A 15,160-nucleotide genomic window follows, 5' to 3' on the forward strand; every position below is an offset into this window, starting at 1 on the left:
TTTATTTCCTAATATTTATATATTCTTTAAGATTATCTGCAACTATTTTTAGTCCATTTACTACATCCGTTAAAGGATTTTCCGACCTAATTACTTTTATACCAATTTCTTTTTCTATTAGTTTATCAAGTCCTTTTAATTGGCTTAATCCTCCGGTTAAAAATATACCATTTTTAAGTATATCTCTTGCAAGCTCTGGAGGGTTTTTCTCTATTTGCATTCTAATTTCATTAATTATTTGATTAATATCACCTTTTATAGCAAATAATACATCTTGATCATTTATATCTAAGTTCACTGGCATTCCTGATAATAAATCTCTCCCGCTTACTTCGTAACTAGTATTTGTAGATTCAAATACATTACCTAAATTTTCTTTTATTTCTTTAGCCGTATTTAATCCAATAAGTAATGAATATTTATCATATATATAATCCGCTATTCTTTGATCTAATTGAGCACCACCAAATTTTAAATTTTTAGAAAGTACAATTCCATTCATAGAAATAATAGCTATTTCAGTATTCCCTGCACCTATATTAACTATTATTCTTCCCTCAGATTTACTTACATCAAATCCTGCACCTATTGCCGCTGCAAGAGAAGATTCTAGAATATATACCTCTCTAGCTCCAGCATATATAGATGCATCTTCTATAGCTCTTAGTTCTATATCATTAATACCTGAAGGCGCATTTATAACAACTTTAGGCTGCACAATAGAAAATCCACCAGATGCTTTCTCAATATAATACTTCAACAAAATTTTGGTAGTATCAAAATCAGATATAGTTCCATCTTGAATTGGATTTATAACTGCAATATTTTCTGGAGATTTTCCATACATTTCTAATGCTTTATCTCCTATTGCAATATATTCTCCATTTTTAATATCAATAGCAACTTGAGAAGATCCTTGAATAATACCTTTATTTTTATCTTTATAAATTAATGTGCTATCACTTCCTAAATCAATAGCTAGGACTTTTCCAATACTAAATATCATATTTTTTCCTTTATTAAACCTTTTTCCCTAAAACTAATATACTCGTTATTTCCTACAACAATATGGTCTAAAACCTTTATACCTATATATTCTCCCACTTTTACCAATCTATCAGTTATAAGAATATCTTCGTTGCTTGGAGTAGGATCTCCACTAGGATGGTTGTGACTAACTATAATTGCGTTTGCATTGTGCAAAATAGCATCTCTAAAAACTTCTCTGGGATGAACTAAGGTTTGATTAATAGTTCCCTGAGAAATTGTTTTAATTGTAATAATTCTATTTTTTGTATTCAATAATAAAACTACAAATTCTTCCTTATACGAATCTCTAAAATGTTCAAATAAATAGTCTGCTACAGAATCTGGATTTGTAAGTGAAATACTCTCCATCTTATCTATTTTAGATAATCTTTTTCCCAACTCTAAACCAGCAATTATTCTCGAAGCTTTTGATAATCCAATACCGTCAATTTCAACTAATTGTTGTATTTCGGTATACAATAAATTCTTACTAATAAGTTTCTTATGAAGAATTTCATCAGCAAGTTTTATTGCATTTTTCTTTTTAGTTCCTGAACCAATTAATATAGCCAATAACTCCGAATTACTTAAGGATTGTCTTCCATAAGTAGCTAATTTTTCCATAGGTCTTTCATTTTTAATAATTTCTTTGATTGTATAATTTTTCATGTCTTCTCCTTAAATCTTTTTAAATATTTTTAAATATTTTATTTAAATGAGAAGCCACATTGTCTGAGCCGAGTCCTACAAAATATCCCGTAACAATTGCTATTAAGGTCAAAAATGGGAAATAAGTATATAACATAAGTGACTTCAAAATATACGCTGCAGCAGTAACCTGAGCGAAATTATGTGAAACAGCACCTATTATACTCACCCCTATAACACTAAATATTTTAAAATTGATTGAAAAATATTTGTAGGCAATCCACATCATTATTGTGCTAAAAACAGCACCACTAAAACTATATATAAAACTTGGACCAAATCCTATTATCATCATTAATAATACCGATTTTAATACAGCTACGAGCATACCTCTCTTAAAACCGTATAAAATTAATGTGATAAGTATTACCATATTTGATAATCCTAGCTTTGCACCGGGCATAACAAATGGTAAAGGAATTAGTCTTTCAACTAACGACACAGCTAGAGCCATAGCTACTAAAAGTGCTGTGTATACTAAATTTCTAATATCTTTATTCATAAATTAAAAAACAATATTATCAATATCATCATTTCCAGCATTATTTGCTTTAATCTCTACTACTAATCTATTTGGTAAACAAACTATTAATTGGCCAACTTGTCCAATTTTACCCTGTTTTACACATAATTGATCTGGACAAGAAGCTTCTATAATCTTCACCTCTCCATCTCCAAACTTTAATACATTTCTCCCGAATTCTGTTTCAAGGACATATGTCTCTCCTATAATATCTTTTGAAAACTCAATGGTATTTATCTCTTCACCATTAATTTGTATGCTTACATACTTCTTTTCTAAATTCTTATTAACTGTAGCCATATAATAAGCAAATAAAAGACTAAATATTATTAAGACGATAATTAATACTTTATCTCCTTTTGTCAATTTCAATTCTGTCTCCTAAATATTAATTTTATCACATTTAAATTATATTATAAATTAAGATTGCAATTTCATATCACCAGACCTTATTAAGCCTTTTTTATAAAGAAAACTATAAACTAAATATGAAATTAGTGCAGGTAATATAAATTGAATTAATATAATAATTCCAATACTATCTTTTCCCATTACTCCAATTGTAGATATCGTTCCAACTAGTCCACTTGTACCCATTCCAGATCCAATTGCATTTGATTTGATTTTTAATATAGTTGTTGCCAATGGTCCAAGTATTGCTGAAGATATTATTGCAGGCAGTGCAATTATTGGTTTTTTGATAATATTTGGCATTTGTATCATTGAAGTACCAATCCCTTGAGATATAAGACCGCCAAAACCATTGTCCTTATATGATGCAACAGCAAAACCAATCATATGACAGCAACAACCCACAACAGATGCTCCAGCTGCAAGTCCCGTTAAGTTCAGAGATATCCCAATAGCCGCTGAACTTATAGGAAGTGTAAGTGATATCCCCATAACTACTGAAATTATAATCCCCATAATAAAAGGTTTTTGCGTTGTAGCGAAATTAATAAATTCTCCAATATAATTCATAAATGACGAAATTACTGGACTTAAATATACCCCTACATAAGCACCAACAATAATCACTACTGTAGGAACGATGATTATATCAATTTTAGTTTTTCCTACTATTCTATTTCCTATTTCTGAAGCTATTAAAGCTGAGAAAAAAGCACCTACTGGTTCTCCTATATTAATTAGGACTTGTCCATCAACAGAATTAATGCTTCCTGCTCCAAGAGCTCCTGCAACTATCGAACTAAAAAGTACTAATCCTTTAGCACCAGTAGAATATGCGACTCCTGCACCTATAGCTGGTCCCATAAGTCTTTGGGCCATATCGCCTGCATAATATATATATTCTATATTTAAGGCTTCGCCAATTTGTTTAAGTATTAACCCTATAATTAATGATGAAAAAAGGCCTAAAGCCATTCCATTCAACACTTTTACAATATAATTTTTCATCGCTCCTCCAATAGAAAATACAATCATCTAAAAAACTTCTTAATTTATCTTTATATAACTTATAATATTATATCACAAATTTTTTCGTATTCTATTCTATAATTTAAAAATAATTTGTTTTTATTTTGTCTAAATTTAAATAAAAAAAAGGAGACATCGTCTCCTTTTTTCTTTGGATTTTACTTAATCATGTATATATATCCGCTTACGCCTTCATATGTTACATATATCCAATTAGATCTTACTAAAACTCTACCTCTCAATGAAGCTCCTTTAGGTACTACTTTCAATACCTTTCCATTTGGAGATACTCTTAAGTTCATATCAGATATAGTTCTATATACTTTTTCATATGATGTAGTTAAAGCTGGTTTATAAACAGATACTTTTTGTCCATCTATTTCTAGATCTATCCAATTTGTATTCTTTCCGTTTATTGTTCCATATAAGAATGTACCATATTTCAATTCGCCAACTTTTTCTCCATTAGGTTTTGTTCTTATATTTACTCCTAATGAATAAGCTGCAAATGGAATTGGGTCTTCAGAAACAAGTTCTTTATAAACATATGCTTTTTCATCATTATGTTCTATTTCTAACCAATTTGGATTTTCAGGATCATATTTACCTGTTATTTCCTTACCTAATTCTATTGAACCAAGTAATTTACCATTTGGCGTTTCTCTTACATTTACATGTTCTGAGTATCCTACACATTCTTTCATTAATACTGCATTTTCTAATGCATTATCAATTTCAGGAATCATATTGTTTATTTCTTCTTGACTTGGATTTTCTTTTTCAAGTAATTCGACAGCTTCTTTTAGAATTTCTTCTAAATCCTTTGTTGATCTAGGATTTAAGTCTTTTTCTAATGCTTCTTTAACTTTTGCTATCTTTTCTTTAAGAACTTCTAAATCTAATTCTTCTGGTTTATCAGTCAGATTTTCTATTGCTTCTAGTAAATCTTTAGTTGCTTTATCTACAGATTCTTGTTTAGCTTCTTCATCTTCAAATACTTCTTTTGCATTTTCTAATGCTTTATTGAAGCTTTCTACTGACTCATCTGTTTTATTTGATAAATCAAGCATTTCTGCTTTATCTATAGCTTCAGATAGTTCTTCTTTGTTTACTTTTGGTTCTGGAATATCTTGTAGCATATCCATAGTTTCTTGAAGTTTATCTTTAGCTGCATTAACTTGTTCTTGTGTAGCTTTAGGATCTTCAAGTAATTTCTTAGCGTTTTCTAACGCTTCTTCAAATGGAACTACAGTTTCTGGAACTTTAGTTTCAAGATCTATTTTTTCTGCTTCGTCTACTAAAGCTTGTAATTCTTCTTTATTAACTGGTTTTAGTTTAACATTTTTTAATGCTTCAATTAATTCATCTTTAGCTGCATTAACTTGTTCTTGTGTAGCTTCTTTATCATCAACTACTTTTTGAGCTTTAGAAATAGCTTCTTCTACCGCTTTAATAGATTCTTCAGTCCATAAATCTTTTTCTTTTTCAAGTCTATCTTTTGCTTCTTCTAATTTTTCCTCAAGTTCTGACTTATCAACTTCTTGAGGTATTTCAGTTGTTTCAACCATGAATTCTGATATTTGAACCCAATTTGGTTTTTCTTTTAAGTTTTTAACTGCTAGATATCTAGCTTCAAGACCTTCAAGATTTATATCTACAACTTTAGTTGGTGTGTCTTGTTCTATCTCATCACCATAAGTTTCCCAATTTACACCATCTTTAGAATAGATAATACTATATTTATCGTAATGATCATTTGCTGATTTACCACCCATTACAAATCTAAATCTTCCAAGTTTCATTACTTTTTGTAAATCTAGACCTATGTGGTCACCAACTTTAGCTGTATCATCTTCTAATTGCCACCATGTGAATGTTGAATCATTAGCGTCAATCATATTAGATTTATAATAATTTGACCATATTGAGTGTCTATTTGTAGGTCTTCCAAATATCATACTTGATGTAATATATGGATTCTTGAATGGACCAGATACTTCTTTTTTACCATATGCTTCAAATTCTGTTATAGCTAAAGCCTTAGCTGTCTTAGGTTTCATATTAATTCTAATAGCTTTAGTTTTCACTTTATCGAATGATAATGTATTCATAACATTTAATCTGAAGTTTAAGCCTTTAAGTCCTGTAACTTCTTTCCAATTAGCATCGTCATTTAATGGATTATTTGATTCACCTACATGTCCTGGGTTAGTTGGAAGTTCAAAATCAGGTCCATCATAATACTCAACAGTATATGAGTCTGGATATGATACCCCGTGATCTTCGAAGAATCCAAGTTTAATACCTTCAACGTCCTTAGCTATAACTTCGTTTCCTTCTCCGAAAATTATACCTGCCCAGTCTTTAGAACGTTTTACTCTTGTCCAGTTTGTCCATCTATCATTTAATGAACCTTCAAAATCTTTTACACCATTGTTAAGTTTTTCAACTCTATCACTTGATGCTGATTCAATATCATTTGTCCATGAAGCTATTGCAAGTGGCAATTTTGAACCTTCTTTAGATAATGCAATATTATCTCCTAGTAATTTGTCAGAATCTTCACCATCACCATCAATCAATTCTTTAGCTAAAATTCTCATATTGTTGATATTAGGATTAATTCTGAATATACCTGCATCTGCTCTTCTTAAATTACCATTTGGACTAACTTGTACTTTATGTGATCTTGATTTTTCATATAAAGCTTCTGCTTCGTCATATAGTTTAGTTGCTTCACTTTCATTACCTTCTTTAGCATTAAGTATTGCATCAATGTATTTAAGTGCTGCTTGTGATTTTTCTTTTAATACAGTTATATAAGGATCTAAATCAGTCTTCAATCCTTCGAATTTAGATTTAGCTCTAAATGCATCTACCGCATCTATAATAGTTTGATATTTAGCTTTTAGATTCTTTCCTTTAGCTTCAATTTGTTTAGTATCTGACTGTGCCATTACCGCTTCAAATTCAGCTATTTCTTTCTTCATATTTTCTGATTCTGGTAAGTTTTGGATACCAATTGTACCATTTGCACTTGCCATATGTGATGCTAATTCTTCTAATTCTTTGCTAGCATCTGAATCTATAAATGTGAAACCATCTGAATAAGATGTATCTGCATCGTAATTTGCTGTATTCCAAGCATAGTCCGCAATCGCAAATACTGCTACATATGAAGCATATGATTCTTGCATTGGGTTTGTAACTGTACCAATTGTATTTGTAACATCAGTATTTAATATCATCTTTGGATTACCCATTACTAATGCCATGAATCCGTGAGAATCCTTAAATACGTCATTTACTGGCCAGTTTAACCATACTAAAGGTTCTTTTCTTCTATTTCCGAAAGCTCCCTTAGTCATAAATTGTTCATTAGCTTCTTGTGTAATTGGGCTACATACATTTTTACCTGTAAAGAATAACTTAACATTATCTGGGAAGTTCTTAGTATATTCATTTAATTCTAAGGCATTCCATGCCCATCCTTCTAATGTATATGAATATGGACAGAATAAGAAGTCGTAAATCTTTTCATCTTTAGTTTCAGCCCAAGCTTTCAGATCATTCATAACTCTAGATACTGTAGTATATCCTGAAGCTGAGGCAATATCATCTCTTAATACCCCAAACTGTCTTACACCTGCATCATATAATTGATCTAATTTCTTTTTAAGTATTTCAATACTTTCATCATAGTTATAACTTTCTATAGCTTGTTTGTGGAATGGAGCAATTGTCCATACAAATCTATTCTTTGTTTCATTACCAAGTTTAGCAAGCTCAGAAATTTTTTCTAATTGATCTTCTGGATATAATTCTCTCCAGTTATCTCTATGATATGGATCATCCTTAGGAGCAAATATCATTACATTATTCTTAAAGTCTGCACCGAATTTTAGTAAATCTGCTCTTCTTTCCCATGTCCATGGAACACCATAGTAACCTTCAATAACCCCTCTAATTTCTTGACTTGAGAAATCATTAACAGTTAATTGTCTTACCACGTTTTCGGACGCTTGTTTAAATATGTGTTCTAATGTTGTTAATCCATAGAATGCTGCATCAGTATCTTTACCAAGTACTGCTATTACATTTCCTTTAATAGATATTTGATAAGCATCTATTTCATCAAAATAATCTTCTAATTTAACATTTTCCTTAAAGTATTTATCTACAACACCATTACTTCCTTTAATACCAACAAGTACATTTAGATGTCTTGTACTTATTCTATCTTCTGAACTTACTTTTGATATACCTTTTGTTTGAAGAACTTTGTCTACTTTATCTACGGTATATTTATCTAATCCAGATTCAAGTATTACATTAGCTTCTTCTGATAAAGTAATTCCACCTTCTGAATAAGTCATTTCTTGTGGTTTTGGATAAATCTTGTATTCATCAGTATTTTCAACTTCATCTACTGATTCATAATCACTTGATAGAAGAGTATAAACACTTCTATTTGAATTATCTTCAGATTCTGTTATTATAATTACTTTTTCATTATATTCAGGTAACACTGTTACTGCTGCATTATCTTTACCTTTTGCTTCAACATTTTTTATATCTTTAGATTCAATATTAAATTGATAATCTTTTGCAAAATCTCCTTCAACAGCTACATTTTCTACCTTTAATTCTTCCAATTCGGATGAGGAGAATTCTTCATATTTAGTAGTTGCAGTAAATAATTCTAATTCAGTTAATCCTACGCATAATTCTTTGCCTCTTCCATTTCCACCAGGTTTATTAGTTAAAGTAAATCTAATACTAGTTGCAGAAACTGGAGCAAATTTATATTCGTATTTTGTTACATTTGGTGCATTTGCTGGTGTTGGATTTCCTGCTGTTTCTTTAAATTCAATAGGCTTCCAATCGCTAACACCATCTGCTGAATATTCAATTACTACATTTTCAGGTAAACTAGCTGCCCATGTATCTCTATAATAATGTAAGTCAGCTTTATAAAGTACTTGTGCTGTAGCAAATGTAAATGTCAATGTGCTTGTCTTTTTACCAGCTTGAGCAGCATCATAGTTTGTCCATACGCTAGTATTAGGACCACTTTGCACTGGTGTAAAGTTTTTATCTCCATCTACTATAGCTAGTAAATTATCTGATTGTAAACTTTCTTCAATATCTTGTGTCAATGTTAGATAGTTAGTTGCAATATTTGTATTACCTTCCTCTACAGAACCATCAGATATTCTGATGCTTGCTGTAACATCTAATTTTTGGTCAAATATTTGTGCAGTACCTTTTACTACATATGTTCCAATTTCATTGTATTTAGATGTATCTTGTTTTTCCCATACTACAGGATATGACGCATCTAATACTTTACCGTCTCTAGTTACAATAGGTCTACTACTTGGAAGTTCAACTTCACCTGAACCTTTTAGAGCAGAAGTTGAATAGTTTAATAATGCTCCAACTTCATCTATTACTACTACAGTTGTTTTAACTGATAATCCTAAACCTTCTAAAGATCCATTAACTGTGTATACACCTTCAGATGTAGTATCAAATTTTTCCCATTGTACATTTACTTTTTGATCTTCTTTATCTTCATAATGAACTGTTACTTGTTGAGCAAGATTAGGTATTGTACCTGCTTTAACATAGTAAAGTTGTGGTGTTGTATATGCTACTGGTCTATCATTAGCATTTTCATCAACTGATTTTGTTGTAACTGTGACTGTACCTGATTCTAAACCTTCAGAACTTGCAGTTACAGTAAATGAACCATTTGCTTTAGTTGATTGAACTATTGCTACAAGTTTTCCACTTAAAGCTTTTCTCTTTCCACTATCATATGGTTCATGATCTGTTTGATCACCATTATCTAAAGCTAATAATTTACCTTCACCAGAAACTTCAACATTAACCATATTTCTTGCATTTGCAACAAGATTATCTTTACTATCTTTAACATCAATTGTTATATAAGATAAATCTTTACCATCTGCATTAATAGTTTCTCTATCTGCTTCTAATGCTAATTTTGATGCCTTGTCAAATGTACTTACTTCGCTTCTACCATAAGTTTCATTTATAACTTTATCATCTGAATCATATGCAACTGCTCTAAGAGTTCCATCTTCATATGGTACATCCCATCTTAAATAAAGATTTTCATATTCAGTTCTTGATTTGTCTGCAGCTGTATAAATTTGATAAGAGTAATTATTACCCATTTGAACTACATCAAATGTCTTCTTACCTAATGAAGTTTCTTGATTGCTTCCTTTAGGTGTAAAGAATAATTCAACTGATCTAGCATTACTAAATACATTTACTCTTACATTTTTACTTATACCTGATTTATTTACAACATCATTATGCCATGCTGGAAGTATGTGTAATGTTGTAGTATCTTTATCCCATTGTGATTTATAGAAATAATATCTATCTTTTGGGAATCCTGCTGTATCAACTATACCAAAGTATGCAGATTTTGGTGATGGCCATATAGTAGCTGCACCTGGATTTATTTTATTGTAGTTTGTAGGTTCTCCAAGATAGTCGAAACCTGTCCAAATAAATTCACCAGCAACAAAATCTCTCTTAGCTACTGCAAGCCAAGATTCAGCTGATTTATGTCCCCAAGGAACTGCTTTAGTATCATATGATGTATATAATCTTTCACTATTTTCATTCTCAGTTGTATAAATTCCTCTTGAATTTATAGCTGAAGATGTTTCTGATCCATAAATTGCCCAATCTGGATAATCGTTATGATAATTATCATATACTCTACCATCAGAATAGTTCATACCTACTGTACCATTTAGTGAAGTTAAAACATTACCAAATTTTTTAGATTCATTCCAATAAGCTTTAAATTTATTATCACCAATTGTTACAAATCTTTCAGTATCTATTTCTTGTACCCAAGTTGCAATTTTTTCTAAAATTTGTGGATAACTTGAATAAGGACCAAAGTTACCTTCCATAACTTCATTACCTGTTGACCACATAATGATTGATGGAGCATTTTGTCCTCTTGATATTGTTTGTTTAGTTACAAATTCAGCCCAAGTTTCTTGAGATTCTTTTTTACCTAAAATCTCATTTGAACCATCTATAGTAGCATTGAACCATTTAGCAAAGTCGTTGTAATTACCGTTTTTAGGTGAAACCCATGTATCAAATAATTCATCGATAATCATCATACCTTTTCTATTTGCTATTTCAATTAATTCATCTGCTGCTGGGTTATGTGTAACACGAATTGCATTTACACCCATTTCTTGTAAAATTTCAACTTGTCTTTCAATTGCTCTATAATGAGCAGCTGAACCTAATGAACCTTGATCATGGTGCATACTAACACCTTGAAGTTTAATATGGTTACCATTTAAGAAAAATCCTTCTTTTGGATCTTGTCTAATTGTTCTATAACCAATTTCATTTACTACTTGATCTGAAGCTTTATCATCTACTAAAACAGTTGTAACAACTTCATATAAGAATGGTAATTTTAAATCCCATGCCTTAACATTGTTTACTTTCAAATCATTAGTAAATTCTACAGTTTTACCAGCTGGAACTGATAAAACATCAGAAGTTGAAGTTTGTACTATAGTTTGTGATTCTTTTTCTCTTATTTCTTGCTTAACAGAAACTTTTTGAGAATTTTCTTCATTATTTACTACTTTTGTAACTATATGAGTATCTATATTTCTACTTTCAAATTGTTCATTAATTTTTGGAGTTGTAACACTTACTCCGTATCTATCCACATGAACTTGATTTGATACTGTTAAATGAACACTTCTGTATATACCACTACCAGAATACCATCTACTAGATGGGAATTGATGATCTACTTTTACTGCAAGTAAGTTTTCACCAGGTTCTATGTATTCTGTTAAATCGAATGCAAATGGTGAATATCCATATGGATGTGTACCAATTAATTTACCATTTATATAAATGGATGCATTCATGTATACTCCGCCGAAATCTACTACAAATCTTTTATCTTTTAGATTTTCGCCTACATTTATTGTCTTTCTATACCAACCAATTCCACCTAATTTATATCCACTTTCAGCTTCACCACTTTTTGTATATGGCAATGTTAAGCTGTAATCATGTGGTAAATTTATATTCTCCCAGTTAGAAGTGTCAAAATTCATATTTTGAGCACCTGGAAGATCTCCATAATGGAATTTCCAGTTTTCGTCAATATTAGATCTTCCTAGAGTTAAATCTAAATTATCGAAACTCGTTCTTACATCTTCACCCACTATTGTTGTATTTTCTAGTGAGCTATTATCATTTGCACTAGCTTTTACATTTGTTAAAACAGGTAGCAACATAACAAATGCTAAAACTAATGATACCAAACGAATACGGTTACGTTTCATCCTTACCTCCCAAATATACTAATGTATCTATTATAATGGATAAAAAGAATATGCTCAACGATTTCATCGTTAAAATATTATAAAAAGAATATTTTTTTTATATAATAGTCTAAAATTTATCTAATTGTAGAAACTTTTAACATAAATATAAATATTAAATAAATTTAACAAAGAACACTATACTGAAATTCATTATTTTTACAGTAGTAAATATGTTAAAATTTATTTTTTTATAACAGTGAGTACATCTATATTATTTTTTTCAACCAATAATATATTGAATTAATTATTTAAAATAAAAAAAAACGGTAGAATTAATCTACCGTTTCTCTATTTGGCAACTACCTACTCTCCCAGGACGTCTCCATCCAAGTACCATCAGCGTTGAAGGGCTTAACTTCTGTGTTCGAGATGGGAACAGGTGTATCCCCTTCGCTATAGTCACCACATATTAACCTTCATCTAATACTAAGAAATATTTCTGGTCAAACTTCCGAGTTATTAGTATCGATTAGCTACATACATTACTGCACTTCCACCTTCGACCTATCTACCTTGTTTTCTACAAGGACTCTTTTAGAAATCTTATCTTGAGGGGGGCTTCGTACTTAGATGCCTTCAGCACTTATCCCTTCCAGACTTAGCTACTCAGCCGTGCCATTGGCATGACAACTGATACACCAGCGGTCTGTCCATCCCGGTCCTCTCGTACTAGGGACAGCTCCTCTCAAATTTCTTACGCCCACGCTGGATAGGGACCGAACTGTCTCGCGACGTTCTGAACCCAGCTCGCGTGCCTCTTTAATGGGCGAACAGCCCAACCCTTGGGACCTACTCCAGCCCCAGGATGAGACGAGCCGACATCGAGGTGCCAAACCTCCCCGTCGATGTGAACTCTTGGGGGAGATAAGCCTGTTATCCCCGGGGTAGCTTTTATCCGTTGAGCGATGGCCCTTCCACTCGGTACCACCGGATCACTAAGTCCTACTTTCGTATCTGCTCCACTTGTAGGTGTCGCAGTTAAGCTCGCTTTTGCCTTTACACTCTATAAATGGTTTCCGTCCATTCTGAGCGAACCTTTGAACGCCTCCGTTACTTTTTAGGAGGCGACCGCCCCAGTCAAACTGTCCATCTGACAATGTCCCAACACCCGATTCAGGGTGCGTGGTTAGAACCTTAAAGCTAAAAGTGTGGTATTCCAACGGCGACTCCATAGCAACTGGCGCCACTATTTCACAGTCTCCCACATATACTCTACATTTAGCCTCAAAATCCAATATCAAACTACAGTAAAGCTCCACGGGGTCTTTCCGTCCTAGCGTGGGTAAGTCGCATCTTCACGACTAATACAATTTCACCGGATCCATTGTTGAGACAGTGCCCAAATCGTTACACCTTTCGTGCGGGTCGGAACTTACCCGACAAGGAATTTCGCTACCTTAGGACCGTTATAGTTACGGCCGCCGTTTACTGGGGCTTAAGTTCTAGCCTTCGCTTGCGCTAAGCCTTCCCCTTAACCTTCCAGCACCGGGCAGGTGTCAGCACCTATACTTCGTCTTACAACTTAGCAGATACTTGTGTTTTTGGTAAACAGTCGCTTGGGCCAATTCACTGCGGCCATCTTGCGATGGCACCCCTTCTCCCGAAGTTACGGGGTAATTTTGCCGAGTTCCTTAACAATGGTTCTTCCGCGCGTCTTAGAATTCTCTTCCTTCCTACCTGTGTCGGTTTGCGGTACGGGTGCTTTTAATCTCGATAGCGTCTTTTCTCGGCAGCATGGTGTCACTTACTTCCCTACTTATTTTTCGGTCCCCATCACGCTTCATCGATACCTAGGGGATTTGCCTCCCAGGCCTAACTTTGCGCTTAGACACACATCCATTAGTGTGCTTAAGTTAACCTTCTGCGTCAACACATCTCTCAAACGATTACTAGCAGTACAGGAATTTCAACCTGTTATCCATCGCCTACGCTTTTTAGCCTCGGCTTAGGTCCCGACTTACCCTGGGGGGACGAGCCTTGCCCAGGAAACCTTAGGTTTTCGACGGGTGAGATTCTCACTCACCTTCTCGCTACTCATGCCAGCATTCTCTCTTGTGTATTCTCCACCTATCTTCCGATTCAGCTTCTTCGTATACACAATGCTCCTCTACCAACCTAGAGACGAGAAGTAAATTTTCTAAATTTACTGTTAATCCTTGAAATTGTTTCTCATTACTTTCTTCTTATCTTGGAGATAATCTTGATGTCTTTCGTATTGAAATTTAATTTCGTCTTTTGTGTTTGTATTTCTGGTAAATCTAAATCATTTACTTCTTGTCTCTAAGTTCCGTAGCTTCGGTATTATGTTTAGCCCCGTTTATCTTCGGCGCAACCCCACTTGACTAGTGAGCTATTACGCACTCTTTAAATGAGTGGCTGCTTCTAAGCCAACATCCTAGTTGTCTGAGTAGAATCACATCCTTATCCACTTAACATAATTTGGGGACCTTAGCTGACGGTCTGGGCTGTTTCCCTTTTGAGCGTGAAGCTTATCCCTCACGTTCTGACTGCTGATTATAACTATCCGGTATTCGGAGTTTGATAGACCTTGGTAACATCATATGCCCCGCGGCCATTCAGTGCTCTACCTCCGGTAGTCTTAAATCAACGCTAGCCCTAAAGCTATTTCGAGGAGAACCAGCTATCTCTGAGTTCGATTGGCTTTTCACCCCTATCCACAAGTCATCCGATAACTTTTAAACGTTACCCGGTTCGAGCCTCCATTGAATTTTACTTCAACTTCACTCTGCCCATGGATAGATCACCCAGTTTCGGGTCTATAGCAACAGACTTTTGCGCTATTCACACTCGGTTTCCCTACGGCTTCGAAGCTTAACTTCTTAACCTCGCCTATTACCATAACTCGCTGGCCCGTTCTACAAAAAGTACGTGGTTACAGATCCTGTCTGCTTCCACTGATTGTAAGCACAAGGTTTCAGATTCTATTTCACTCCCCTTCCGGGGTTCTTTTCACCTTTCCCTCACGGTACTTGTTCACTATCGGTCACATGGTAGTATTTAGCCTTAGAGGGTG

At 33.2% G+C, this 15,160-nt stretch carries 6 protein-coding genes and 2 rRNA genes; all 8 read right to left on the minus strand.

The genetic code is table 11. The annotated features are described in order from the left end of the window. Position 1 precedes the first annotated feature (1 nt). The gene (gene mreB / locus G534_RS0105845; protein WP_027348298.1) at positions 2 to 1,006 is read right to left on the minus strand and encodes a rod shape-determining protein; all 1,005 of its coding nucleotides are present in this window, start codon (positions 1,004 to 1,006) and stop codon (positions 2 to 4) included. Next, the gene (radC, locus tag G534_RS0105850) at positions 1,003 to 1,698 is read right to left on the minus strand and encodes a RadC family protein (protein WP_027348299.1); all 696 of its coding nucleotides are present in this window, start codon (positions 1,696 to 1,698) and stop codon (positions 1,003 to 1,005) included. Before radC ends, mreB begins: the two co-directional genes overlap by 4 nt. A 19-nt stretch (positions 1,699 to 1,717) precedes the next feature. Beyond that, positions 1,718 to 2,239, minus strand: coding sequence for a Gx transporter family protein (locus G534_RS0105855; protein WP_027348300.1), 522 nt, complete (start codon positions 2,237 to 2,239; stop codon positions 1,718 to 1,720). Between the two features lie 3 nt (positions 2,240 to 2,242). Beyond that, positions 2,243 to 2,632 (minus strand): NusG domain II-containing protein, encoded by a 390-nt coding sequence (locus G534_RS0105860; protein WP_051177446.1) that lies wholly within the window; start codon positions 2,630 to 2,632, stop codon positions 2,243 to 2,245. Positions 2,633 to 2,680: 48 nt separating this feature from the next. Next, positions 2,681 to 3,679, minus strand: a complete 999-nt coding sequence (locus G534_RS0105865) for a PTS sugar transporter subunit IIC (protein WP_027348302.1) — start codon at positions 3,677 to 3,679, stop codon at positions 2,681 to 2,683. A 179-nt stretch (positions 3,680 to 3,858) separates the two neighbouring features. Beyond that, entirely contained in the window at positions 3,859 to 12,084 is an 8,226-nt protein-coding gene (locus G534_RS08445; protein WP_051177447.1) for a beta-N-acetylglucosaminidase domain-containing protein, read from the minus strand. A gap of 332 nt (positions 12,085 to 12,416) precedes the next feature. After that, positions 12,417 to 12,533 (minus strand): 5S ribosomal RNA (gene rrf / locus G534_RS0105875). A 32-nt stretch (positions 12,534 to 12,565) separates the two neighbouring features. Beyond that, positions 12,566 to 15,160, minus strand: a 23S ribosomal RNA gene (locus tag G534_RS0105880); the annotation flags it as partial.

It is taken from the genome of Helcococcus sueciensis DSM 17243, from assembly GCF_000423145.1.
GTDB lineage: Bacteria > Bacillota > Clostridia > Tissierellales > Peptoniphilaceae > Helcococcus > Helcococcus sueciensis.

Bases quoted from the DNA above. Each gene is read 5' to 3' on its own strand.
- G534_RS0105865 (WP_027348302.1), bottom strand. From the start codon at position 3,679: ATGAAAAATTATATTGTAAAAGTGTTGAATGGAATGGCTTTAGGCCTT.
- G534_RS08445 (WP_051177447.1), bottom strand. From the start codon at position 12,084: ATGAAACGTAACCGTATTCGTTTGGTATCATTAGTTTTAGCATTTGTT.
- radC (WP_027348299.1), bottom strand. From the start codon at position 1,698: ATGAAAAATTATACAATCAAAGAAATTATTAAAAATGAAAGACCTATG.
- mreB (WP_027348298.1), bottom strand. From the start codon at position 1,006: ATGATATTTAGTATTGGAAAAGTCCTAGCTATTGATTTAGGAAGTGAT.
- G534_RS0105855 (WP_027348300.1), bottom strand. From the start codon at position 2,239: ATGAATAAAGATATTAGAAATTTAGTATACACAGCACTTTTAGTAGCT.